This window comes from Actinoalloteichus sp. GBA129-24, from assembly GCF_001941645.1.
GTDB lineage: Bacteria > Actinomycetota > Actinomycetes > Mycobacteriales > Pseudonocardiaceae > Actinoalloteichus_A > Actinoalloteichus_A fjordicus.
The window spans coordinates 907,277-932,258 of sequence record NZ_CP016077.1; the positions used below are offsets into that span (position 1 = coordinate 907,277).

The 24,982-nt window shown below is 70.2% G+C and carries 19 protein-coding genes; 9 read left to right on the forward strand and 10 right to left on the reverse strand.

Annotated features, from left to right (window positions below; all coding sequences use genetic code 11):
- The first annotated feature begins 67 nt into the window (after positions 1-67).
- The gene (locus UA75_RS04285; RefSeq protein WP_075739073.1) at positions 68-1,093 is read left to right on the forward strand and encodes a 4-hydroxy-3-methylbut-2-enyl diphosphate reductase; all 1,026 of its coding nucleotides are present in this window, start codon (positions 68-70) and stop codon (positions 1,091-1,093) included.
- Between the two features lie 464 nt (positions 1,094-1,557).
- Here the strand turns inward: UA75_RS04285 and UA75_RS04290 are convergent, their stop codons facing one another.
- Together UA75_RS04290 and rmuC are read right to left on the reverse strand one after the other, a co-directional pair.
- Positions 1,558-2,541: a DUF6542 domain-containing protein gene (locus UA75_RS04290; protein WP_157433985.1), complete on the reverse strand. Its 984-nt coding sequence runs from the start codon at positions 2,539-2,541 to the stop codon at positions 1,558-1,560.
- 105 nt (positions 2,542-2,646) lie between these two features.
- A complete protein-coding gene (gene rmuC, locus UA75_RS04295) occupies positions 2,647-3,630 on the reverse strand; it encodes a DNA recombination protein RmuC (RefSeq protein WP_075739077.1) in 984 nt (327 codons plus the stop codon).
- A gap of 164 nt (positions 3,631-3,794) precedes the next feature.
- Between rmuC and UA75_RS04300 the strand changes: the two genes are divergently transcribed.
- From UA75_RS04300 to ychF, 5 genes are all read left to right on the forward strand, one after another.
- Complete coding sequence (locus tag UA75_RS04300; RefSeq protein ID WP_075739079.1) at positions 3,795-4,958, forward strand: exonuclease SbcCD subunit D; 1,164 nt, start codon at positions 3,795-3,797, stop codon at positions 4,956-4,958.
- Positions 4,955-8,041, forward strand: coding sequence for an AAA family ATPase (locus UA75_RS04305; protein WP_075739081.1), 3,087 nt, complete (start codon positions 4,955-4,957; stop codon positions 8,039-8,041). Before UA75_RS04300 ends, UA75_RS04305 begins: the two co-directional genes overlap by 4 nt.
- 58 nt (positions 8,042-8,099) lie before the next feature.
- Positions 8,100-8,729, forward strand: a complete 630-nt coding sequence (locus tag UA75_RS04310; RefSeq protein WP_157433986.1) for a hypothetical protein — start codon at positions 8,100-8,102, stop codon at positions 8,727-8,729.
- A gap of 62 nt (positions 8,730-8,791) precedes the next feature.
- Positions 8,792-9,010: a hypothetical protein gene (locus tag UA75_RS04315; protein ID WP_198044219.1), complete on the forward strand. Its 219-nt coding sequence runs from the start codon at positions 8,792-8,794 to the stop codon at positions 9,008-9,010.
- Between the two features lie 457 nt (positions 9,011-9,467).
- The gene (gene ychF, locus UA75_RS04320) at positions 9,468-10,547 is read left to right on the forward strand and encodes a redox-regulated ATPase YchF (protein WP_075739087.1); all 1,080 of its coding nucleotides are present in this window, start codon (positions 9,468-9,470) and stop codon (positions 10,545-10,547) included.
- 897 nt (positions 10,548-11,444) lie between these two features.
- Here the strand turns inward: ychF and erm are convergent.
- From erm to aceA, 6 genes are all read right to left on the reverse strand, one after another.
- Entirely contained in the window at positions 11,445-12,308 is an 864-nt protein-coding gene (gene erm, locus UA75_RS04330; protein WP_075739091.1) for a 23S ribosomal RNA methyltransferase Erm, read from the reverse strand.
- An 816-nt stretch (positions 12,309-13,124) separates the two neighbouring features.
- Positions 13,125-14,201: a hypothetical protein gene (locus UA75_RS04335; RefSeq protein WP_075739093.1), complete on the reverse strand. Its 1,077-nt coding sequence runs from the start codon at positions 14,199-14,201 to the stop codon at positions 13,125-13,127.
- Positions 14,202-14,858: 657 nt separating this feature from the next.
- Positions 14,859-15,710, reverse strand: a complete 852-nt coding sequence (locus UA75_RS04340; RefSeq protein WP_075739095.1) for a hypothetical protein — start codon at positions 15,708-15,710, stop codon at positions 14,859-14,861.
- Complete coding sequence (locus UA75_RS04345) at positions 15,707-16,021, reverse strand: WXG100 family type VII secretion target (RefSeq protein WP_075739097.1); 315 nt, start codon at positions 16,019-16,021, stop codon at positions 15,707-15,709. Before UA75_RS04345 ends, UA75_RS04340 begins: the two co-directional genes overlap by 4 nt.
- Positions 16,018-16,551, reverse strand: a complete 534-nt coding sequence (locus tag UA75_RS04350; RefSeq protein WP_075743385.1) for a YbaB/EbfC family nucleoid-associated protein — start codon at positions 16,549-16,551, stop codon at positions 16,018-16,020. The genes UA75_RS04345 and UA75_RS04350 overlap by 4 nt, the downstream gene beginning before the upstream one ends.
- Before the next feature lie 383 nt (positions 16,552-16,934).
- On the reverse strand, positions 16,935-18,248 hold the full coding sequence (gene aceA, locus UA75_RS04355) for an isocitrate lyase (RefSeq protein WP_075743386.1): 1,314 nt from the start codon (positions 18,246-18,248) through the stop codon (positions 16,935-16,937).
- 120 nt (positions 18,249-18,368) lie between these two features.
- Between aceA and UA75_RS04360 the strand changes: the two genes are divergently transcribed.
- Complete coding sequence (locus UA75_RS04360) at positions 18,369-19,838, forward strand: XRE family transcriptional regulator (protein WP_083682906.1); 1,470 nt, start codon at positions 18,369-18,371, stop codon at positions 19,836-19,838.
- 197 nt (positions 19,839-20,035) lie between these two features.
- On the opposite strand, the gene UA75_RS04365 is transcribed toward UA75_RS04360, so the two are convergent.
- Together UA75_RS04365 and UA75_RS04370 are read right to left on the reverse strand one after the other, a co-directional pair.
- Positions 20,036-21,982: an FtsX-like permease family protein gene (locus UA75_RS04365; protein ID WP_157433988.1), complete on the reverse strand. Its 1,947-nt coding sequence runs from the start codon at positions 21,980-21,982 to the stop codon at positions 20,036-20,038.
- Positions 21,979-22,791 (reverse strand): ABC transporter ATP-binding protein, encoded by an 813-nt coding sequence (locus UA75_RS04370; RefSeq protein WP_083682907.1) that lies wholly within the window; start codon positions 22,789-22,791, stop codon positions 21,979-21,981. The genes UA75_RS04365 and UA75_RS04370 overlap by 4 nt, the downstream gene beginning before the upstream one ends.
- A 134-nt stretch (positions 22,792-22,925) precedes the next feature.
- On the opposite strand from UA75_RS04370, the gene UA75_RS04375 reads away from it, so the two are divergent.
- Positions 22,926-24,296, forward strand: a complete 1,371-nt coding sequence (locus tag UA75_RS04375) for a sensor histidine kinase (RefSeq protein WP_232237625.1) — start codon at positions 22,926-22,928, stop codon at positions 24,294-24,296.
- Positions 24,266-24,976 carry a response regulator transcription factor gene (locus UA75_RS04380; protein WP_232237626.1) on the forward strand — a complete coding sequence of 237 codons (711 nt, stop codon included), beginning with the start codon at positions 24,266-24,268 and terminating at the stop codon, positions 24,974-24,976. The genes UA75_RS04375 and UA75_RS04380 overlap by 31 nt, the downstream gene beginning before the upstream one ends.
- Positions 24,977-24,982: the final 6 nt, after the last annotated feature.

Here is a 24,982-nt window from a genome sequence, read left to right on the forward strand (position 1 = left end):
AAACCGGCGTCATCACCGCCAGGCGGCAGGGTGGGCTCCACCGGGGGAGGTCCGTAGGCTGGGGGCCATGACCGCCTCGACGCCAGAAGCCTCTTCCTCGCAGCCTGCAGGTCAGCCTGCGGAGGAGCAGGCCGAGACGACCGCCCGTAAACGTGTGCTGCTGGCCAAGCCGCGTGGTTACTGCGCGGGCGTGGACCGCGCGGTGATCACCGTCGAGAAGGCCCTCGACACCTACGGCGCCCCGGTATACGTGCGCAAGGAGATCGTGCACAACAAGCATGTCGTGCAGACTCTGCAGGACCGAGGAGTGATCTTCGTCGACGAGACCGACGAGGTCCCGGAGGGCGCCCTCGTGGTGTTCTCCGCCCACGGGGTCTCGCCCGCCGTCCATGAGGAGGCGGAGCGGCGTGGGCTGCGCACCATCGACGCGACCTGCCCGCTGGTCACCAAGGTCCACCAGGAGGCCAGGCGCTTCGCGCGAGACGACTACGACATCCTGCTGATCGGCCACGAAGGGCACGAGGAGGTCGAGGGCACCGCAGGTGAGGCCCCAGATCACGTGCAGCTCGTCGACCGGCCTGAGGACGTCGCCAAGGTCGAGGTCCGCGACCCGTCCAAGGTGATCTGGCTGTCGCAGACGACCCTGAGCGTCGACGAGACCATGGAGCGGGTCGACCAGCTCAAGGAGCGCTTCCCCGAGCTTCGCGACCCGCCGTCCGACGACATCTGCTACGCCACTCAGAACAGGCAGGTCGCCGTCAAGGCGATGGCCGCCGAATGCGAACTCGTGCTGGTCGTCGGCTCGCAGAACTCGTCGAACTCCAAGCGGCTCGTCGAGGTGGCGGTGCAGTCGGGCTCCGACGCCGCGTATCTGATCGACTTCGCGCGTGAGATCGACGAGAGCTGGCTGGACGGTGTCACCACGGTCGGTGTGACCAGCGGCGCGTCGGTGCCCGATGTCTTGGTGCTTGGCGTCCTGGACTACCTGGCGGAACGCGGCTGGGGCGAGGTCGAAGAGGTCACCACCGCCAACGAGAAGATCACCTTTGCACTGCCTCGCGAGCTTCGACAGGCGATGTCCGACGTCCGTTGAGGCGTCCTGCAGTGCCAGCGGACCCGCAGCCTTTGATCTTGGGCTGCGGGCTGCGGGCTGCGGGCCGGTCCGGCAGGCGGCCGGGTCGGGTGGTCGGTCGACGGCCGTTCGGCTGGCTGCCGTCTCCGTTGACGGGGGTCCGCCGCCCGCCCGCCTCGGCCCGGTCGAGCGCATCAGCTGTCCGGCCTGATGAGGCATCTGACCTGGTCGCCCTGCCTGCGGGGTCAATTTGCCTGGTCGATGGGCGAGCCTGGGCGGTCTAGCCCGGTTGGTGGTCTAGCCCGGTTGGTGATCGGGGCAGGTCGGTAGTCGCCTCGAGTGATGGCATTGCCTGTCCGGTATTCGGCCCTGGACACGCTGGTCGGTCTGATCGGACCGACTCTCGGCTGGTTGTGATGGTTGATCGCCTGCCTGGCTGGTCGTCGATCAGCGCAGGCAGGCGGTTCGGCCATGGTCGGATCAGATCAGTCGTCGAGGTCATCTCGGCGGCGGGGCTGCCGTCGCCGAGGTTCTGGTCTGGCCCGCCCGCCTGCCGCGTCGGGCTGGTCGGGCTCCCGAGGCGCGCGTGCGGGCCGCCCCGTACGGGGCTCCTGCCGAGCTGTCCGACTGCCCTGCGGCCTGCCCGCCGCACTCGTCCGGCGGGGTGCCGACGAGCGAGGCTCCCCAGCGGGTCGTTCCCCCGGCTCATCATCGCGCGGCCTGGCCGGGCGGCTCGGTCGCCGGGGCACGCCCGCCTTGTCCGAAGATGCGCGAGCGCCCTTCGGCGCCGCGCCCGCCGCACTCGCGGACCGTCCGGCTGCCCGTGCCTCTGAGGACGGCCGCGGCCTGCCTTCTGCCTTCGACTTCGATCCTGCGGACCGTGCTCCTCCTTCTCGGCGGGACTCGTCGGACCGGTCCGCGCCGGTCCGAGACTTCCTCGTGGGTCGTTTCCGGGCGTCGGCGGTCTTCTTCCTGACCGGGGTGGACTCGTCCTCTGCGTCCAGCAGCGGCTCTCGTTGCAGAAAGTAACGGGCAAGCCCGATCCCCACGGTGAGCACGGTGGTGATTCCCATCACCGGAAAGGCGTCGATCAGTGGCAGTCCCAGGTTCAGGACCATCCCCGCCATGCCGCCGCCGGCGGAGCTCCCCGTCAACCACAGGATCAGCGGGAGTGACACCCCCAGGATCAGGGGCGGCTGGACGATCGGCCCGAACAGGCTCTGCCGCTGAACCAGCGCCACGGCAAGTACGCAGCCGAGCGCGTAGATCACCTGGGAGACGAGCCGGGGCCCGTCAAGGAACAGCACGTCGACGAGGGTGCCGATCAGGGTGGACCCGAGCGCGACCAGGATCGCCATCCACCAGGTGATCCCTCGGGAGTCGCGGAATGCCGATCGCTCGGCCCAAGGGATCTCTGTCGGCTCTTCGTCGGCAGACAGCAGCTGTTCACGGTCGCGGGAGGCGCTCACGGCGTCCACCGTAATCTGTTCACCGTATGGATTCGGTCGGACTGGCGAGTTCACCATCCGGGCAGGTCGGGTGAATGTCGTCCTTGGCCGTTCAGTCCAGATTCATCAGTCGTCTCCATTGGCGCCGATCGGTTCGTGCGACGGCTCGGGCAGCGACTGCCGCTCGGCTGGTATTAAGGCCGCGACCGTCTCGTCTCGCCGGACGGAGGCGAGCCCCGTGGGGCTGGCTGCCGCCTCCTGTAGTGGCTCCGTGGCGGCCCTGAAACCCTCCAGTGCGTCGAGCTCCCTCCTCCGCGCGGACAGGAATCTCTGCAGATGGGTGCTCGACAGATTGACCGCGTCGACGGCGGCACCCGCCGACCGGTGCGCCGCAGCGGCCTGACGTCGGACCTGCTCGACGTCCTCGGCCAAGGCGCGCTCCGTGGCCGAGAACAGTGCGGCGGAGGCCAGCACGCCGAAGCCTGTCGGACCACACAGGAATACCCGGCGGTCGAGCAGCCATCGCAGCAGGTGCGGGTCGGTGTCGAGAGCGGCAACGACGGCCGCGTCGGAGGGGACGAACATGATCGCCCCGTAGATGGCGTCGGCCCAGCGTTGGTATTCCCGTCCTGCCAGTTCGGCGGCGCGGGCGCGAATGTTGCGGGCATGGACGCGCAGTGCGTCGGCCCGCTCCGTCGCGTCGTCGGTCTCGACCGCCTCCACCCAGCAGGCCAGGCTGGTCTTGGCGTCGACCGGGACCTGCCTGCCGTCGCCGACCGAGAGGACGAGGTCGGGCCGTGCCGAGCCGCCGCCCGCCAGGTCGGTCTGGACCGTGAAGTGCAGACCTTCGCGCAGGCCCAGAGCCTTGGCCGTCTCAACGAGCATCTGCTCGCCCAACTCGCCTCGCCCGCTGATCGAGGCGAACGCGACCTCATAACGGCGCAGCGCCGCCTGGTGCTCTGCGGATCTGGTCCGTTCCGCGCCCACCATGTCCATCGCGGCATCGGTGCGCCGCACGCTGTCGGTGTAGAGCCGCCACACCAGGGCGAGAGCGCCCGCGAGAGCCAGCGCGAGCACGATCGCCGCAGTGCTGATCACTACTGCGGACATGTCCAACCTCCTGCCGGTCTCGTCCCGAGTGGACGAAGTCGTCCTGGACCGATCATGGCCCACCCGAGGTGGTGGATGCTCGTGATCGGACTGTCGAACACACGTTCGAGTGGATCTCGGGGGTTGAGAGTGATCTGCGCGCCGACGGCCTCTAGCGTGACGGCATGCGCATCCTCCACACCTCCGACTGGCATCTCGGCCGTACGTTCCACGGTCGAGATCTGCTCGGCGATCAACGGGATGTGTTGGCAGGACTGGCAGAACTGGTGCGGGCGGAAGGAGTCGACGTGGTCGTCATCGCGGGCGATCTCTATGACCGTGCCGTGCCGTCCGGCGAGGCGGTCGGCGTCTGTCACCACGTCCTCGCGGCACTGCGGGACGCGGGCGCCACCATCGTGCTCACTCCGGGAAACCACGACTCGGCTCCCAGACTGGGGGCGTATGCGGACTTCGCCGCGGCAGGCGGGCTGCATCTGCGGACCCGCATCTCCGGGCTGGACGCTCCCGTCGTCCTCGACGACGAGCACGGAGCGGTGGCCTTCTACGGAATTCCCTACCTGGACCCGGACCCGGCCCGGCACAGCATGGAGCTCGACGGGCGGCGCATCGAGGCAGGCCACACCGGCGTCCTCACCGAGGCGATGCGACGGATCACCGCCGATCTCTCGGCTCGTGGTCCCGGAGTGCGATCCGTGGTGCTGGCACACGCATTCGTCACCGGCGGCCAGGGCAGCGAGTCGGAGCGCAAGATCGCGATCGGCGGGGTCGAGCAGGTGCCCGCGTCGGTGTTCGCGGGAATCGACTACGTCGCACTGGGCCATCTACACGGACCGCAGACCCTGCGACCAGAACTCCGCTACTCGGGGAGTCCACTCGCGTACTCGTTCTCCGAGCGGGCACACCGCAAGTCGGTGTGGCTCGTCGACCTCGACGCCGACGGGCTCGGCGAGGTGCGCCGACATGAACTGCCGGTTCCGCGCAGACTCGCGATGCTGACGGGCAGGCTCGACGATCTGCTGGCGGACCCGGAACACGAGGCCCTGGCCGAGTGCTACCTCTCGGTCACCCTGACTGATCGCGTTCGCCCCCTGGAGCCGATGCGACGGCTCCAGGAGCGCTTTCCCCATGCCGTGCACCTGGACTGGCAGCCTGCGGGCGGGCTGGTGAATGCCGGGCTGCACTACTCCGAGGCCGTCCGAGGCAAGAACGATCGGGAGCTCGCCGCCTCCTTCGTCGCCGACTGCCGAGGCGCGCAACCCGACGAGGTCGAGCTGCGGCTGCTCGATGACGCATTCAATTCGGTCGGCGGAGAGCAGGTGCGATCGTGAGGCTTCATCGGTTGGCGATGACGGCGTTCGGCCCGTATCGGGGCACGGTGCACGTCGACTTCGATGCGTTGAGCGCGGACGGCCTGTTCCTCCTGCACGGCGAGACCGGCGCAGGAAAGACGACGCTGCTCGACGGCGTCGCCTACGCGTTGTTCGGGCAGGTTCCCGGTGCGAGAGGCCAGGTACGCAGGCTGCGATGTGATCATGCTGCGGACACCGTCGCGACCAGAGTGGAACTGGAGCTCACTATCCAGGGACATCGCATCAGAATCGTTCGCAGTCCCGAGTTCGAGCGACCTAAGAAGCGCGGCTCCGGCACGACCACAGTGCAGGCGAAGGTGTCGCTTGGCTGGCTCGGCAGCGTGCCCGTCGGCTACCCCCCGGACGGTCTGAGCCGGATCGACGAGGTGGCCAGGACGGTCGGCAGGCTGATCGGGATGACCTACACCCAGTTCTTCCAGGTCGTCCTCCTCCCGCAGGGCGAGTTCGCCCAGTTCCTGCGAGCTGAGACCGAGGATCGCGAGAAGCTGCTGGAACAGCTCTTCGGCACTCAGCGATTCGCCGACACCGAGCGCTGGTTCCGCGAACGGCGCACGGCGCGACACCAGGACGTGCAGACGGCACGCCGAGGGGTGGAGCAGTTCGTCGCCCGGATAGCTCAGGCGGCGGGAACGGAGCCGCCGCAGGACGACGAGCCGGTGGCTGCGTGGGTGGACGCGGTGCGGGGGCGAGTCGTCGAAGAACGGAATGAGGCAGGAGAGTCGGAACGGCTCGCCGCCGACCGACGGCGACGTGCGGAACAGGCGGCCGTCGACGGGGCGCGCCAGGCTGCCGCTGCCGCTCGTCGACGAGAACTCCTCGCCCGGCTGGACGAACTCGCCGAGCGGCACGACGAGCGGGTGGCGTGGGCTGAGGAGCTCGCCGATGCTCGCCGGGCCGCACCGGTCGCCGCCGAGGAGCAGGAGCGACTCCGGGCGGCGACCGACCTGCACGATCGGCGTCAGAGGGTCGCGGCGGCACAGGACGAGGTCCGCGCCGTCGCCGCCACGTGGCCGGAGAACGCAGGCGACGCCTCGGTCACGGAACTCGTCCCATCGGTACGGCCCGACGAGACGACGGTGGAACGGTCCTGTTCGGATGCCTTCGTCGTCGACCAGGATGAGAGTCCTGCCGACCGGTCCTCGGCGGCGGATCTCCGCGCGTTCGCGGCCGCTCGTCGGGAGGAGTCGGGCAGGCTGGCCGGGCTGGTCGCGGAAGCCGAGCGTCAGGAACCGGATCGGCTGCGGCTGGCCGAGGCCCTCTCGGACCGGGACCAGGCCGAGAAGGCGTTCGCCGAACTCGAACGTCGTGCCGAGCAGCTGCCCACCGAGTTGAATGAGGCGCGGCGCGAGCTGGCCGAGGCCACGGCCGCCTCGGCTGCCCTCGACGGGCTCCGGACACGACATGACGAACTGACCCGGCTGTGTGCCTCCGCACGTGAACTGCCCTCGGCCGAGGAGCGTCTGGTCGCGGCTCGACAGGCCGGGCAGGACGCCGTCGACGCTCATCAGATCGCGCGTGAGCTGTTGCTCGATCTGCGGGATCGACGGCTGGCAGGAATGGCTGCCGAGCTGGCGGGGGCACTGGTGCCGGACGGGCCCTGTGGGGTGTGCGGTTCGCGCGATCACCCGGCACCTGCCGAGCACACGTCCCTGGTCACCGAGCTGCAGGAGCAGACGGCCGTCGACGCAGAACACCAGGCTGCGCTGGCCAGGGAGGCGGCCTCTGCGCGTGTGCAGGCCGAGCTGCTCGCGCGGGACACGATCCTCGAACAGCTTGCCTGCCGCAGCGAGCCGGAGCTGTCCACGGCACTGGACGAGGCCGCGACGGAGCTGTCTGTCGCCGTAGACCTGGCGGCCCGCGAGAGCGAGCGAGCTGATCTCCTGCATCGTCTGGAGCAGGAGTCGGCTGAACTGCATCGCGATCGATTGACGGTCGAGGGCGAGCTTGGTTCGGTTCGCAGCAGGGTGGAGCACCTGGAGCAACTCATCGCCGAGCGGGCCGACCGGCTCACGGCGGCTGCGGCCGGCTTTCCCGACGTCTCTGCGCGGCGGCGGGTGCTGCTGGCGACCGCCGAGGTCGTCGACAAGCTAGCCGAGTGCACCGTCGCTGCCGTCGAGTCGGCGGAGCGACTGCGCGATCGGTGCGATCGGTTGCGCGCGGCGGTCGCACAGGCGGGATTCGACGGGGTGGACGATGCCCTGGCGGCATCGCGCGACGAGCCCGCCATGACCCGACTCGACGAAGCCCTGCGGTCCGTCGATCGGCAGGAGACAGCGTTGCGCGCCGAGCTTGCTGATCCGGCGCTCCACGAGGCCGAGACCGCCGAGGTTCCGGACGTCGAGGTCCTGACAGCAGTGGCGGACAGTGCGCGCCGCACGGCGGAAGAGGCCGTCGCCCGGTTGCGGGCGGCCGAGGCGGCCGATGAGGAACTGGCCGGGCTGGCGGCGCGATGGACCGAGGCTGCCCGAGAACTCGCGCCGGTGGAGTCGGATTTCGCGACCCTCTCGGCCCTGACCGATGTCGTGAACGGGCGCGGCCAGAACAGCCGGAAGATGTCGTTGCGGTCCTATGTGCTGGCCGCTCGGCTCGAAGAGGTGGCGGTGACGGCCACCCGCAGGCTGCAACGGATGAGCCAGGGCCGGTACTCCTTCGTGCATTCGGATGCGGGAGGTGCCCGAGGAAAAAGGGGCGGCCTCGGGCTGGATGTCGTCGACGACTATTCCGGCCGAGCGCGCCCGGCGAAGACCCTCTCCGGGGGCGAGTCGTTCCTGGCCTCACTGGCCCTGGCGTTAGGCCTGGCCGATGTCGTCGCGGCGGAGACGGGAGGCGCACTTCTCGACACGTTGTTCGTCGATGAGGGCTTCGGGAGCCTCGACCCCGACACCTTGGACCTCGTGATGGACACGCTCGACGAACTCCGCGCGGGCGGGCGCATAGTGGGGCTCGTGTCCCATGTCGAGGAGTTGCGGCAGCGCATTCCGACCCGCTTGCGGGTGCGTCGTTCCCGTACGGGGTCCACCCTGGAGATGGAGACCGCCTGACACGAGAAGAGACGGTGACGACGTGACGACGGCAGGCAGCGGACGACGAGGTCGCATCGTGGACGGAACGCGGTCCATTCTGGGGCGACCTCGCCGGGGAGTCGGGACGCTGCTCGCGACAGGTGGGCTCGTCGCGATGGTGATCGGAGTGGTGACGGCGTGGGGTGCCGCGTCGTCGGGGCCGATCGCGGTGGCCACCGCCTTCACCCCGCTCGGCATGGGAGGGGTGCTTGCCTTCGCCGTGGGCATCCTGCTGGCCGCAGGCGGTAGACGGTGGCCGTTGGGCCCGATCGCCTTGGTCTGGGCGGCGTGGGCGCTCGTGGTGTTGACGGTCGACGGTGCCCGGCTGGGCACGGAGGCATTGGGGAGTCCGGAGGCCTGCACGGTCGAAGTGCAGGATCGCGCGCTCGGCGGCACGGCGACCGGCGAGCCGGCTGTCCGAAACTGGCTGGCCTGTCCGGAGGATGAGGGCTTCTACCTGGTGACGGCTGAGAACGCCACGACGGTCGGCGGGCAGATCGAGGTGCTGCGTACCTCGGGCGATGTGTGGCCGCCGGTACCGACGACACGGCACGAGGTCGGCGGTGCGGCGATCTCCGTTCCGGTGGCAGTCGGCGGCATGGTCCTGCTGGTCCTGCTTGCACGGGGACTTGGCCGCCGGGACCGCCAGGTCGATCACGATCGGTGATCGGTGATCGGTGATCGGTGATCGGTGATCGGCTGCGTCGGCGTCGGCGTCGATCAGTGTCGGTGTTGCTGCTGGCGGGCATCGCTGTGACTGGCATCGGTACGGACTGGAGCCGGCGAAAGTCGGTGTTGACGGATGTCGGTGTTGACGGACATCCGCGCCGACTGATCCTGGTCTCGACTGATGCCAATGCCAATGCCAATGCCAATGCCAATGCCAATGCCAATCCGATGCCGATGCCGATTGCGGTCAGCGCTGACCGGACCTGCAAAGACGCGTAGCAGTGGGACGATCCCGGCCCGGTGACTAGACCGAGGCGCTGCTCAGCCCAGTTCAGCCCAACTGCGCCAGCCCGACTCGATGCGATTCTGGCTGGCTTGGCAGAACGGTCCGACTGGGTTGGATCCGGCTGGGCTGGGCTGGGCTGGGTCTGGCGGGGTCGGTCCGGCTCGGCTCGATCGTGCGTAGCTCGATCCGGCCGGGTCGGCCCGGCGTAACTCGACTTGCCAGAGGTCGGCCGGCTCGGTTCTGACGGGTCGGCCCGCTCGCTCTTCTGCCCCGCCCTGGACCGCATCGACCTTCGCCCATCTTGCCTCGTCGGCCCCGTATGACATGCCTTTCCCGGCTCGCCTGCCTGCCTCGCTCGACCGCCGGTTCGGCGCTCGCCCGACCGCCGGCCCGGCGCTGGATGCCCTGGTGACGACGAGCACTCCCGGGCCGCCTCTACACTCGCTTGTCGTGAGTCTCACCCTTGGCATCGTCGGTCTGCCCAACGTCGGCAAGTCCACCCTGTTCAACGCACTGACGCAGAACGAGGTGCTGGCGGCGAACTACCCGTTCGCCACCATCGAACCCAACGTCGGCGTGGTGCCGCTGCCCGATACCAGGCTCGATCGGCTCGCGGAGATCTTCTCTTCGCAGCGGACCGTCCCGGCGGTCGTCTCTTTCGTCGACATCGCGGGCATCGTCAAGGGCGCGTCCGAAGGCGCGGGGATGGGCAACCAGTTCCTGGCCAATATTCGTGAGGCGAATGCGATCTGCCAGGTCATCCGGGTGTTCGACGACCCGGACGTGGTGCATGTCGAGGGGACCGTCGACCCGGCCGACGACATCGAGACGATCAACACCGAGCTGATCCTGGCCGACATGCAGACGGTCGAGAAGGCGCTGCCCCGGTTGGAGAAGGAGGCGCGCACCCACAAGGATCGGCGGGCTGCCCTCGCAGTGACACAGCAGGCCCGCGACATCCTGGATGCGGGCCGAACTCTGTTCTCCGCTCAGGCGGAGATCGACCTCGCTGAGCTGCGTGAGCTGAGCCTGCTCACCGCGAAGCCGTTCCTCTACGTCTTCAACGCCGACGAGGCGGTGCTGACGAACGAGACGCGGATCAAGGAACTGCGGGAGATGGTCGCCCCCGCCGATGCGGTCTTCCTGGACGCCAAGGTCGAGGCGGAACTGCTCGAGCTGGACGAGGAGTCGACACGCGAGCTGCTGGAGTCGATCGGCCAGACCGAACCCGGCCTGTACTCGCTGGCGCGCGCAGGTTTCCACACCCTCGGGCTCCAGACCTATCTCACCGCCGGGCCCAAGGAGGCCAGGGCCTGGACCATCGGCCGTGGCTGGACTGCTCCGCAGGCGGCCGGCGTGATCCACACCGACTTCGAGCGGGGCTTCATCAAGGCGGAGATCGTCTCCTTCGATGACCTAATCTCCGCCGGATCGATGGCTGAGGCGAAGGCCGCGGGGCGGGTCCGGATGGAGGGCAAGGACTATCTGATGGCCGACGGCGACGTCGTGGAGTTCCGATTCAACGTCTGATTGAGGCCGATCTCCGCTGGTCACCGGCTTAGTGGTCGGTCGCATTCGTCGGCCGTTCGGCAGCGCTCACGAGAACGGCGCCGAGCGCGGCCTACGCTGCCGGGCATGTGGTCCGCTGCGGTCGGCCACCGCTGCGCGTCGGTGTTCAGAGTGATGGGCGCGTCGAGTCGACCCAGCGCCCGGTGGACCCTGACGATGTCCTACCCCGCAGAGATCAGCCCGTGCGGAGAAGGTGTCGGAGATCGTGCAGCAGGCCGGGCGCCCGGTGTGCGCCACCACCAGCCGACGGTGTTGCCGATCTCGGCGCCGTGTTCGGGGGCGAGTCGGTCGGCGAACAGGTCCGCGGCAGTCCATGATCTCTTCTCCGCCGGTGGCATGGCGTTCGATCGCGGATCGTGTGCGCGGCGTCCTGTCGACCACGAGACGCCGGTCAGCCAGCCGGTGTGACAGCGCGACGATGTGGCGTAATCGCAGGCTGACGACGGTCGCTCGCGCTGGGCCGACGCAGTGGGTCGGGCGGCCACAGCTCCCTGCACCCTGCTGTTCGGTGCGGCGAGGCCGGCCGGTGCCGAGGTCCCGTCGTCAGGTCCGATCTGCCCGGCGCGACGCATCCGCCGCATGGGCCGCGCGGGTACTGCCATGGTCGAGATCGCCTGACCCGTCCGTCGGACGTCTGGAGGCAGGTGGCCACCGATCGGGGACGTCTGGTCGGAGCCGTGACCATCGGTCCGCCTTCGGCGGCTTGCGGCCCGGCAGCCGGGTGCTGTCCAGGAGGCCGCTCCACCTCGACGGCAGCGGCAGCCGGCCGGGTGGGGCCCCGCCGAGCGGGTATCTGTTCCCGGCAGTCACCTCGGGACGGCTGATACCAGGCCATCCCGAGGAGCCGACCGAGTCTGATCAGTGGCGGGTTGACTGCCGTCGTGGCTTCATCGTTGCGGTGTGTCCCCGGTTCGAGCGGAGCCGCTTGGCGAGGGTGTCCGACCCGTCGTCGGTGCTGATCACCCGGTACAGACCGATCCATTGTTCTGCGGACAGCCGCCGAGGGAGCTCCGCCCCGGTGAATCCTTCGCTGCGGAGCCACCGGTTGACCAGGGGTTCCGGGGCCAGCCGCGTGAGGATGCCGCGTAGGCCGGTGCCCCGGCCGGTGAACACCGACCGCACCAGCCGCTGGTAATCCGAGCGCTCGTCGCCTGGTGCCAACGACTCCACCCTGCGCCGCATGATCAGCAGACCGCCGTCGACGGCGGGTATCGGGCGGAAGGCGGCGGCGGGTACCCGGCCGGCCAGCGTGAACTCGTACCAGGGCCACCACAGCGCCGTGAGCATCGTGGTGCCGCCGACGCCTGCGCGTTTCCGCGCCACCTCCCACTGCAACAGCAGGACGGCCGTCCGCCAGTCACGCAGGTCCAACAGTCTGCGCAGCAGCGGCGTGGTGAGGTGGAACGGGACGTTGGACACGATGTGATGGCCTGGGCAGGCGGCCTGATGGGTCAACAGATCTGCGTGGACGACCTCGGCTCGGTCGCCGAACCGCCTGCGCAGGGTCTGTACTCGACGCGGGTCGATCTCGACGGCAGTGACCGATCGCCCGGTGCTGATCAAGGCATTGGTCAGTGCGCCGTCGCCCGCGCCGAGTTCGAGCACCGGGCCGGGGGCTTCGGCGCGGATCAGTTCGGCGATGCGGGAGATGACCCGGTCGTCGACAAGGTGATTCTGGCCGAGTTCATGGCGGCCGGGCAGGCGGGGGTTGTGCTTCGACATGGGATCCCGATTCGGTGGCTGCGTCGCGCGACACACCGATGCTGAGTCGATCTGTCGCGCGCAGGGAAAGACGACGCGGCACGACGGCGGGGAGTCCTGGCAGCGGGCCGAGAGCGGCCCGGCAAGGATGAAGACGACATCACTGCACCTGGCGGACATCCGGCTCAGGTGAACAGCAAGCGCACCGCCGTCAGGCCGTGCGCAGCCGAGTCAGCGCGTTGAAGCAACCCATGGCGAGGACGGTAACAGGGGCTCCGGAGCTGGCCAATCGATTTTCGGCCTGCCGGGCAGCCGCACAGAGCACCGTCGGCTGCCCAGCCCACCGGGCAGTCCACGGTGATCAACCGCGTCATTCGGGGCCGCACGGCGACGAAGCGGCCGACGATCTGCGCAGGCGTGCCGTCCCCGTCGGCCTGACGTCCGCTGTTTCAGTCGTCCGCCGTCGGCGCGACCCGATCCGACCCGATCCGATCCGACTCGGCGCGATCCGACACGGTGCGGGCGCGACCCGACACGACATCGACCCGATGTGGCCTGGCCTGGCGCCGCCCGTTGTCCGCCGCCACCCACCCACCCTGACAACAGCGGTGCACAGCGCAGGGCATCGCCGTCGACGTGGCGGGGCCTCGGCCCGGACCCGGCCGCCCTCACCTGACGCGCACCGGCCCGGCTCGACCCCGAAACAGCCGAACCCGGACCGACTCCTGGCCCCGTACTCCCCGCGGGCAGTCACGTCATGCTCGGCCCACGGAGCAGACAGCCGGGTCTTCGGGCGCTGCACGGCGCGGCGATCACCGCACCGCCGGGATCGCGGTCTCAGTCCGACCTCGCAGGCCTCGCCGTCGGGTTCGGTGCCACCGCGCGGGCCGCGGCCTGCTTGATCTCCTCGGTGACGGCGGGCGGCTGGTACTGGTGCCTGCGGATGTGGGCGAGGAAGGCGGGGTCGGGTGCGAGGTCGTGCTTCTCCAGGTAGTACCGGACCGCAGGCTGCCAGAGCCAGGTGCCGTCGGTGAGCCAGGCGACCGGGACTCGGCGGGGCTGTTCTGGGTCGAGCTGGTCCGGGACTCGGCCCCGGCCGGAGAGGACGACCTGCCCCGCGACGAGGTAGGCGATCACCCGTTCTTTCTCTTCGGAGGTCAGCGGCTCGCGGTGCACCACAGGGGCGCCGTCGTCGGCCCGACCGTCGAACACCCGAGCCTGGAAGAAGTCGAAGGACTGACTCGGCGTGGCGGCGGCCTTGCCTGCGGCGACCTCGGCGAGGTACGTCTGGATCTCTGGTGACGTGGGGAGGCGGTGGCGTCGAACCTTCTCCTGGGTGATCACGGCGTAGGCGACCCGGAGGTTGGTTTCCGGGACCTCCGCCGGGACCTGGAAGCCGTTGGCGCGGATGTGCGCCATCAGGCCGGGGTCCGGCGCGACGCCGTACTTCTCCAGGTAGTAGGCCACTGAGGAGAGCCATACCCATGCCCCGTCGGTTCGCGCGACGGTGCGGGGCACCAATTCCTTCTTCGCGGCGAGCAGATCGTAGAATCCGCCGCTCTCGACCACCTGAATCGTCGGTGCTGTTCGCAGGTAGGCCAGTACTGCGGGCACCTCCTCGGCGGGAACCGGGGGTCGGGTGATGACGGGTTTCCGTTCGGGAGTCATCCCGTCGAACAGCTTCGATTTGGTGATCGTCGGCAGGGCCTGCTGTTCTTCCGTGGCGCCGCGTTGCAGCCAGTTGGGGGTGGCATCAGCCGAGCGTGGGTAGTAGGCGAGTTCTGTCTGGAAGTCCTCTTGTGTCGGATAGTCGAACCAGTCAGGTTCGCGTTCTCGGTCGTATTTGACCGAGTAGGTGCCGGGGTAGGTGAAGAGTGCGGCGAAGTACGTCCAGATGCCGACTCCCGGTTCCACTGTTCGGTCAGCGTCGCGGCGAATGGTGACGACGGCGCCGGCGATGCGTCGTCCGGTGCACCTTCGAGAGGGACATCGGGGGCGTCGGCGCTCGGGGTGTCCGGGTCGTGCCACGTGACGGCGGGCGGCGGCCCGGCTACGTCGTCGGTGCGGAATCGCTGATTGCCGTAGCCGTCGGCCACGTCGTAGACGACTCCAGGGTCCAACGTCAGGTCGATGGCCCCCAGGACCGGCCCGGTGGCTCCCTCTGGCGGGAAGTAGGCGTCGGGACTGCGTCCCAGGCTCTCGTTGGGCACCGTGGCGTTGACGTATTCGAGCCTGGCCGTGCCGGTCTCCGGGTCGACGTCGCCGACGAAGAAGTCACCGAGAGGCCTGGTGCGCAGGTCGCCGTCGGCGTCCTCGAATTGGATCTCCGCTCGATACCAGGTATTCGGATCGGGGTCGGGCACCACGTCGCCGAACCGTTGATTCGCGTCGAGTAGCACCGGCACCGGCGGAACGTTCCATGCCCATGGGATGCACCTAGTGTCTTCGGGCCGCAGCAGGCCGAGTGGACAGCGAGTCGGAGCGAGTGAGCCCGGTGGCGGCGGCTCCGGACGGCATAAGGCCCGGTTGAGACGGACGGGGCGGCGTGCGACGTTCGTCGCGCCGTCGGGTTCAGTGGTTCGGGCCTGCTCGGCCGTCGGCCAGCGCTCGCCACCACAGGGGCACGGCCCCCGCCGGGTGGGGATGGCGTGCCAGCTCGGCATCCAAGGAGGCGGCCGAGGGCGGGGAGTGCCAGGTCGTCTCGTCGTCGAAGGCGAGCCCGGCCAGGCTCCCGTCCGGTCGGATGCGGAGGCCTGCCGCGAGCCACGCGCCCCGGCCCGTCTCCGCCGACAGCTCGCGGAGCTCGGTGAGCGCCTGTCCGACGGGTGCCTGCGGTGAGAAGAAGCGGATGGTGCCGTCCTCGTCGACGCTGCGACAGGTCAGTTCACCGTGCCCGCCGACCTGGCGGAACTCGACGTCGACCGCCCGCCACGGCGGCGCAGCGGAGGCGGCGACGGCGGTCGCGACGGCGTGCCGCAGCGCGGCCTCGGATCTGTCCGGGCCCGGGACGGCCTCGGCGCGACCGGTCTCGGTCCGCTGCTGCCACAACGTGGTCAGCTGAGCCTGCGTCGCGGAGCCGAAGAACCCCGTGCGTTCGTAGACGGTCAGGCCGAGTTCCCGCGCGCGCACGACGTCCTTGCCGGTCCAGGAGAGCCGGAGCCTGCCGTCGTCCTCGCCCGTGACGAGGTAGCGCTCGCCGTCGACGAGACAGTAGGTGCTGAGCGAGAACCGCTCGGTCAGTTCGGCTGTCGCGACCTTGCCCACCACGCGGCCACTCGATCTCGCCTGGAAGCCCGGAGGCACCGGATCGCCCGCGAGGATGGTCAGCACGACGCGGCCGGGTCCCGCCGTTGCCACCCGGAACACCTGACCACGCCAGACGCCGTACGGGCCGTCGGGAAGCCCGACGGAAGGCGCGGTCATGTCCCGCTCCGGAAGGAGTCGGCGCTCTCCTGATCCATCGACTCCCAGGTGTCGGCGGAGGCGTCCAGATTGGTCTTCAGGCCGGCCAGGCCCGTCACCAGGCTGACGAAGGCCTCCAGCGCGCCTTCGGAGTTCGGCACGTACTCGGTGGAGAAGGTCTGGCCCGCCTCGTCGTCGCCCCAGCAGTTCCCCTCGGCGCTCAACGCGTTCTCCAGGCTGCCACGGGCCGTCTCCAACGAGTCGGAGGCGCTGGTGAAACCGGTCGCAGCGGTCCGCAGCGCGGCGGGGTCGACCTCGTAGCCGCCGCTCATCGGGTGTCGCCTCCGGTCAGCCAGCTCTGCGGCGCCTCGTCGTCGACCTCGTCACGAGCAGGCGGCGCGGGGCGGGGACTCGTCGGCGGCGGGGCCGATTCCGGCTGTTGGGTGCCCGGCCGGGTGAAGGGACTGACCAGGTCGCGGAACGACGGAGCGCCCTCGACCAGGTCTGCGAGGTCGGGGGTGCCCTCCTGGATGGGTGCCATGATCTCGGCGACGCGCTGCCCGACCTGCGTCGAGGCCTGTCGCACCATTTCGGTGGCGGTCCGGCCCAGCTTCTCGGGAGTACTGCGAGCGAAGGCGCTCGGCGCGAACTCCAGGCGGGTCAGCGTGCCGCTCGCGTCGACCGTGGCGGTGACCAGTCCGTCCGGCGAGCTGACCTTCGCACTGGCCGCCGCCGCCTCGGCCTGTGCCTCCCGCAGTTGATCGGTCTGTCTGCGCAGCTGACCCATCAACTGATCGACCTGGTCGCGAACGGCCGCGTTGCGAGCCTCCAACCGGGCGCGCCGATCCGCAGGCCCCGTCATGGCCATCTCCACGTGAGGACAGACGTGTCTGACCACTCCGGAGTTGACGTTATCGCGCGTTCTGCGGCTGCGGAGGCGGTTCGTGAGATGCGTCCAGGCGAGTGACCAGGGATTCGTCCGTTCAGCCGAGCGGCTCCCGTCCCGCCGGCCGTCGATCACCGATCGACAGGCGGTCGGTCGGCCGCCGGTGGCGGGCGGGACCGCAGGTCGAGGAGGCCGAGCGGCGGCCGATGAGCGCGTCGCAGGCGCCGTCGTCCGGCCCGACCAGGTGAGACAGGGGACTTCGTGATGAAGCCGCGACGGCCCGGATCGGGGACGGGCCGTCGCGGCAAGACCGTTTGCGTGCCAGCCAGGCGTGCCAGTCATGCGAGTGACGGGCCGCTTCAGAACTGCGCGGTCTCCGTCGAGCCTGCCAGCGCCGTGGTGGAGCCGCCGGGTGCCACGGCGTTGCTGATCAGGTCGAAGTAGCCGGTGCCCACCTCCCGCTGATGGCGAGTCGCGGTGTACCCGTCGGCCTCGGCGGCGAACTCCGCCTCCTGGAGGTCGACGTAGGCGGTCATGCCCTCGGTGGCATAGCGCCTGGCCAGCGAGAACATCCCGTGATTGAGGGAGTGGAAGCCCGCCAGCGTGATGAACTGGAAGCGGTAGCCCATCGCCGCCAGCTCGCGTTGGAAGCCCGCGATCGAGGCGTCGTCCAGATGCCTGCGCCAGTTGAACGACGGCGAGCAGTTGTAGGCCAGCAGCTGGTCGGGGTACTCGGCCTTGATCGCCTCGGCGAACCGACGGGCGGTGTCGAGATCGGGCGTGCCGGTCTCCATCCACAGCAGGTCGGCGTAGGGCGCATAGGCGAGGCCTCGACTGATGCACGGCTCGATGCCGTTCGTGACCCGGTGGAATCCCTCCGAGGTCTGCTCTCCGGTGAGGAACGGGCGGTCGCGGTCGTCGACGTCGCTGGTGATCAGCGTCGCGGCCTGCGCGTCGGTCCTGGCGATGATCACGCTGGGCACGCCTGCCACGTCGGCCGCCAGCCGGGCGGCCCGCAGCGTGCGGATGTGCTGCCCGGTGGGGATGAGGACCTTGCCGCCCAGGTGTCCGCACTTCTTCTCGGCGGCGAGCTGGTCCTCCCAGTGCACCCCGGCTGCGCCCGCCTCGATCATCGACTTCATCAGTTCGTAGGCGTTGAGCACGCCCCCGAAGCCCGCCTCGGCGTCGGCGACGATCGGGGCGAGCCAGTGCGGCGAGTCCGCTCGGCCCTCCGACCAGCTGATCTGATCGGCTCGCAGGAGCGCGTTGTTGATGCGCCGCACCGCCGCGGGGACGGAGTTGACCGGGTAGAGGCTCTGATCGGGATAGGTCTGCCCCGCGAGGTTGGCGTCGGCGGCCACCTGCCAGCCGGACAGATAGACGGCCTTCAGGCCCGCCCGAACCTGCTGCACGGCCTGGTTGCCGGTGAGGGCGCCGAGAGCGTGGACGTGACTCCCGTCCGCCTGGTTCAGCAGGTCCCACAACCGCCGGGCGCCCAGCTCGGCCAGGGTGTGTCGTTCGACGACCGAACCACGCAGGCGGACCACGTCCTCTGCCGTGTGCTCTCGGCGGGTGGAGCGCCACCGGGGATCGGCGTCCCACTGGATTCGTAGTTCGGTCACCGCGTTCTCGCGCTCGATCCGGGCGTGATCGCCGTTCGGACTGCTGGTCATGGTGTCCGCCTTCCGTTGCTCACCCGCTGTTCGACAGATCACCAGCATCGGCCGGATCGGGTCGGTTCCACCAGGATCGCGCTATGGAAAGAACGGCATAAGTTCTTCTATCATCAAGCCATGGCTGGCTTCGGTTCGGAAGATTCCATGAAATTGGCTGCGGACCGCGACCTCATCACCCTTGGCAAGCGGCTGCGGCATCTGCGGGGGCGACGCGGGATGACGCTGGCCGAACTCGGTGAGCGGGTCGGACGGGCGCCGTCGCAGCTCTCGCTGCTGGAGAACGGCCGCCGGGAGCCGAAGCTGTCGCTGCTGCACCGGTTGGCGGACGCCCTCGGCGTGTCCATCGAGGAGCTGCTCTCCGGGGAGGCGCCGACCCGGCGAGACGAGCTGGAGATCGCCCTCGACGAGGCCCAGCGCGATCCGCTCTACGCCTCGCTGGGACTCGGGCAGCTCAAGGTCGGCAGGCGGGTGCCCAACGAGGTCCTGGAGCACCTGCTCGGTCTCTACGACGAACTGCGCAGCCGCAACGCGCGCCGCGCCGCCACGCCGGAGGAGGCCAGACTGGCCAACGCGGCGCTGCGCAGCCGGATGCGGGAACAGGACAACTACTTTCCGGAGGTCGAACTGGCCGCCGCCCGCACGCTGGCTGCCGTCGGGTACACCGGGGGCGCGTTGTCCGAGGGCACCGTGATGTCGATCGTCGGCCACTGCGGATTCACCGTGCGCTACGTCCCCGACCTGCCCAGGACGGTGCGATCGGTGACCGACCTGCGACACCGGCGGATCTACCTCAAGCGTGAGTCGGTCGGGATGCACAGCCCCCGCACCATCCTGTTGCAGACCCTCGGCCATTTCGTGCTCGGGCACGCCCAGCCCAAGGGCTTCGCCGACTTCCTCTCCCAGCGCGTCGAGGCGAACTACTTCGCCGCCGCGACGCTGATTCCCGAGTCGACGGCCGTTCCCTTCCTCACGCAGGCCAAGACCGATCGCGATCTGGCGGTGGAGGACCTGCGGGACGTGTTCTCGGTGTCCTACGAGATGGCCGCGCACCGGTTCACCAACCTGGCGACCCGCCATCTGGACCTCCAGGGGCACTTCGTGCGCAACGACGAGACCGGCATCATCTACAAGGCGTACGAGAACGACGGCCTGATCCTGCCCACGGACCCGTCGGGGGCGATCGAGGGACAGCGGATGTGTCGGCACTGGTCGGGCAGGCGTGTCTTCGGCTCGCCGGATCGATACTCGATCCACTACCAGTACACCGACAAGCCCAACGGGACCCACTGGTGCGTCTCGCACGTGGACCCGAGTCGGGAGCGGAACTTCGCCATCACCCTCGGCGTCCCGTATGCCGACTCCCGCTGGTTCCGTGGCCGGGAGACCACCAATCGGGCGGTGTCGCGCTGCCCGACCGGGGAGTGCTGTCGCAGGCCGCCCTCGGAGTTGGCGGCCCGGTGGGAGGGGCTGGCCTGGCCGTCGGCGCGGGCGAACTCCCACGTGCTGGCGGCGCTTCCGCCGGGCGCCTTCCCCGGGGTGGACGAGACCGACGTCTACACCTTCCTGGAACGCTACGACGCCGATTGACCGGGCGAGGTCGTGAGCCGAGTGCGGGTGCGGCCCGGGCCGACGGGGTCGACGACGCGGGGTCCGGCGACCGACCTGTGCGGCCCACGGGCGGGCAGTAGCCGCAGACCGGACGACGCGCCGGTTCGTTCCCCGCGCCGTCCGCGCTGCGCCGCCTGTCTGCCCGCCCGCCGCCCCGTCGGGCGATCGGCGTCCCGTCAGGCGATCGGCGCCCCGCCGCCTGCTCGGCGAGCGGCGAACACCGCAGGCAGCAGCGCGGTCCCCACCGTGATGAGCAGGCAGCAGCCGCCCACGACGGCGAAGTCCCCCCACGGCAGCACCAACGGCGCCGAGGGCATCGCCTGCCGCGCCGTCATCCAGGTTGCGACGGACGCCGCAGCGGCGGCCAGTCCGCCGAGCAGCACGCCGACGAAACCGACGGACAGCGACTCCCAGGTGATCATCCGCAGGATCTGGACTCGGGTGGCGCCCAGCCTGCGGAGCAGATCGAACTCGCGGCGCCTGCTGCCGAAGGACATCAGCGCGGTGTTGGCCACCGAGATCAGCGTGTACGTCAGCACGAAACCGGCCAGCACCAGGGTGACGGCCCGCTGAGCGACGCGATCCGGCTCCATCAGCTCGTCGAAGTACGCATCCGTGGTGAGCACCCGAGCCCGCGAGCCTGCGAAGCGGTCGGTCAGGTCGCCGAGGACCGATGCGGTGAGCTGCTCCGACTCCGCGAGCACCCACACCGAGGACGTCTCGGTCCCTGCCGCATGGTCACGCACCAGTTCGGGCGGGACGATCACCGGCAGATCGCCCACCCCGCCGCCTTCGAACAACGCGGCCACCCGCACGGGCACGCGCACACCGTCCGGGAAGGTCATGCTCACCTCGTCGCCCGCCGACCAGCCCAGCTCGCCCGCCGACGCGGCGTGCAGCGCGACGGCCCGGCCGTGCAGATCATCGAGCGAGCCCGCAGTGATCCTGACGTCGAAGAACCGCTCGATCGCGGCCGCCTCGACGCCCAGCGTCTCGCGGCCGTCCATCGACCACGCGCCGTCGATCCTGGTCAGCGCGGTCCGAGTCGTCGCGACGACCGTGGTCGACGAGACGCCTGCGACGCCTGCCGAGACGGCCGCCGCCTCCCCGACGTCGACGTCCGGACCGGGTTCGACGAGGACGTCCCCGGCATAGAACTCCCGGCTCTCGGTCTCGCCCGCGACCGACAGGACGTTGAGCGTGCCCAGCGCCGACACCGTCAGACCGACGGCGAGCAGCACGGGCGCCGCAGTGCCCGCACTCCGCCTGCTCGCGGTGCGGACGTTGCCCGCCGCGAGCGAACCGGTGGCGGCGGTGAACCGGGCAGGCAGTGCCGTCACCAACGCGGTAACCGGACCCACGAACACCGGGGCGAGCAGCGCCAGGCCCACCAGCAGCGGGTAGCTGAAGCTCGTCAGCAGGACGACGCCGGTCACACCGCCCTCGACGATGCCGTACCCGGCCAGCCCGATGCCGACCGCGAGGGAGGACAGCCCCGCCGCCCACCTGGCCGGTCGCATCCCGACGGCCTCCACGGCCGATTCACGTAAGGCCTCGATCGGCCGGATCGCCGCAGCCCGCCGCGCGGCGCTCAGCGTTCCCAGCAGGGCCACGCCCGCACACATCCCGACCGAGACGGCCGCCGCGCCGCCGAGCGTGTCGGCGGACAGGACCACCTCGAAGGAGCCGGGCGCCAGATCGCGCGAGACCAGCACCGACACCAGCAGCGAGGCGCCGGGCAGCCCGAGCAGCGTGCCCGTGATGCCCGCGGCCATGGCGACGAGCAGCCCCTCCAATAGGACCAGTCGGCGGATCTGCCTGCCGGTGGCACCGATCCCGCGCAACAGTGCGAGTTCCCGCTCCCGGCGGCCGACGGCGAAGGCAAAGGTCGCGGCCACGACGAACACCGAGAGGAACGCGGCGAGGCTCGCGAACAGGCCCAGCAGGGAGGTGATCTCGTTGATCAGCTGCGCGTCCGCGCCGTCGAGGTCGCCCGCGCGAGTAGAGAAGATGACCAGGGTCGCCGAGGTCAGCATCGCCACGCCCCCGGTCAGGGCGATGAAGGAGCCGACGAAAGAGCCGATTCGATGGCGCAGGGTCTGCCGTGCGATCCCGAGCATCATCGCGAGCCCTCCCGCCACGTCGGCTCGGAGCCGGCAGGCGATCCGGCCTGCTTCGCCCCCTCGGCGGCGGTCTCGAGGCGAGTCAGCTGCTCGGCGATCCCCGACGCGTCCGCACCGCGCAGTTCGGCGGCGACCCGGCCGTCGGCGAGGAAGACGACTCCGTCGGCATAGGAGGCCGCCAGCGGATCGTGCGTCACCATGACCACGGTCTGACCTGCCACGTCGACGAGTTCGCGCAGGAGTCCGAGGACGACGCGGCCTGCGGCTCGATCCAGTGCCCCGGTCGGCTCGTCCGCGAAGAGCACCTCCGGTCGGGTGGCCAGGGCCCGCGCCAATGCGACCCGCTGCTGCTGTCCGCCGGACAGTTCGGTGGGCCGGTGGGCGGCGCGATCCGCCAGGCCGACCCGATCGAGGACCGCCATGATCTCGGCGCGTCGCGGCCGGTGCCCGGCGAGCCGCCGAGGCAGGGCCACGTTCTGCGCGGCGGTCAGGGCGGGCAGCAGGTTGAACTGTTGGAACACGAAGCCGACCCGCTCTCGCCGCAGCAGGGTCAGCCGCTCCTCCGACAGGGTGGCGAGGTCCACGCCGTCGAGCAGGACGGAGCCCTCGGTCAGCGTGTCCAGCCCGGACGCACAGTGCAGCAGCGTCGACTTCCCGGAGCCGGAGGCCCCCATCACGGCGGTGAACGATCCTCGGGGGAAGTCCAGGCTCACCGCGTCCAGCGCGACGACCCTGGCACCCCCCTTGCCGTACACGCGGCCTGCCGAGATCGTCCGCAGGACGGCATCAGATCGACTGGGTGAGTTCATGCCGGTCAGCGAAGCCGACGCGCCGCACTCCGCACACTGGTCGTCGATCGACTCCTCGAGGTAGACCCCGCACTACCCGGCAGGTCGGTCGTGGACCAGTGCCTCCCGGCGCCGGGGGCGCCTACGGTGTCCGCGTGCCTCCCGCCCCGTCGCCGAGCGGCGCCTCCAGCATCGGCATCGACGGGGTTCGTGCTGCGCCGCCGTCGCCGCCGGAGTCGGCCTGGGCCGCCGTGCGGGCGGCCCCGCTGCGCTACCTGGCGACCCGCTGGCCCTGGACGTGCCTGCTCTACCTGTCCGCCGGGACGCTGGTCGCGCCGGTCTGGCTGTTCTTCGCACTGGCGCTCGGCTTCGCGGGCATCGTGCTGACCCCGGTGGGCGGCGGGCTCGTGCTCCTCGCGGTCCTCGCGTTGTTGGGGCTGCCCGTGGCGGCGTGGGAACGCCGTCGGCTGTCGTGGATCGATCGTGAGCCGCTGCGCTCCCACCACGTGCCCGCCCCGGGCCGAGGCCTCCTCGCCTGGTGGGCACTGCGTCTTCGGGAGCGGGTGACCTGGCGCGAGCTGGTCGCCGTGCTGCCGATCACGACGCTGTTCTGGGTCTTCGAGCTGGTGACCCTCACCGCCGTCCTGGTGGGCGTGGTCACGCTCGTCGGCGTTCCCCTGCTGGCGTTGTTCGGCCCTGCCGACGGGGTGTTCCTCGACGTCCCGATCACCGAGTCGGCGATGCGGTGGCTCGGGCCGCTGCTGCTGCCCGTCTTCCTGGCTCTCTCGGCTTACCTGGTCACCTCGGTCGCCGCGATCAGGGGACGGCTGACCAGGCTGCTGCTCGGCGGGGCGCAGCAGGATCTCGGCTCGGAGCTGGTCGAGCTGCGGCGCTCCAGAGCCCGGCTCGTGGACGGCTTCGAGGCGGAGCGCCGCCGGATCGAGCGCGACCTCCACGACGGCGCGCAGCAGCGACTGCTCTCGATCCACCTGAGTCTCGGGATGGCCACGGTCGTGCTGGAGGAGGAGAACGCGGGTGGGGAGGCCGTCCGGCTGGTGCGGGGCGCGCAGGACGCGGCGCGGGAGGCACTGGCCGAGTTGCGCGAGGTGGTGCGGGGCATTCATCCCAGAGTGCTCACCGATCGAGGGCTGCCCGCCGCCGTCGCCGAGCTGGGCGATCGGCTGCCGATCGCCGTCTCGGTGCGGATCGACCTGCCGGTCCGCCCGCCCGCCTTCGCCGAGGTCGCGGCCTACTTCGTGATCGCCGAGGCGTTGACGAACGTCGTCCGGCACAGCGGGGCGCCCGCTGCCGCCGTCACCGGGGGTCTCCGGGGCGCGCTGCTCGTCGTCGAGGTCGTCGACGAGGGCGGCGGCGGCGCGAACCCGACGGCGGGCACCGGACTCCAGGGCTTGGTGGACCGGGTCGCGGCGGTGGGCGGCAGACTGTTGCTCGCCAGCCCGATCGGGGGACCCACCGTCCTGCATCTGGAGATTCCGTGTCAGCCGAGCCTGGAGCCGATCGCCTGAGTGATCGCGAGGGCGAGGGCCTCTCCGTCGCCCTCGCCGAGGACTCCGTGCTGCTGCGGGACGGCCTGGTACACCTGCTCGGTCGCTTCGGTCATCGCGTGACGGCCGCCGTCGGCACCGCCGAGGAACTGCTCGCCGCCGTCGCGGACACCACGCCGGACCTGGTGCTCACCGACGTGCGAATGCCCCCGGGCCACTCCGACGAGGGACTCCGGGCGGCGATCACGCTGCGCTCGACCCGCCCAGGGCTGCCGATCATGGTGCTCAGCCAGTACATCGAGCAGACCTACGCCGCCGAGCTGTTCGCAGGCGGCGGGCCCGGACTGGGCTACCTGCTCAAGGACCGGGTGGGCGACGTCCGACAGTTCGTCGCGGCCGTGCAGCAGGTGGCGGCGGGCGGCACCGTCGTCGATCAGGAGGTCATCCGACAACTCCTCGCCCGCAATCGGGACACCTCGCCGGTCGCCCGGTTGTCCGTCCGGGAGCACGAGGTGCTCGGGCTGATGGCACAGGGCCACGCGAACGGCCTGATCGCCAGGGCGTTGACGGTCAGCGAGGCGGCGGTGGCCAAGCACATCGGCAACATCCTGGCCAAGCTCGATCTGCCGCCCCAGGAGCAGGGACATCGCCGGGTGCTGGCCGTGCTCGCCTATCTCCGCAGTCATGGCATGAGCGGCTGACTCCGC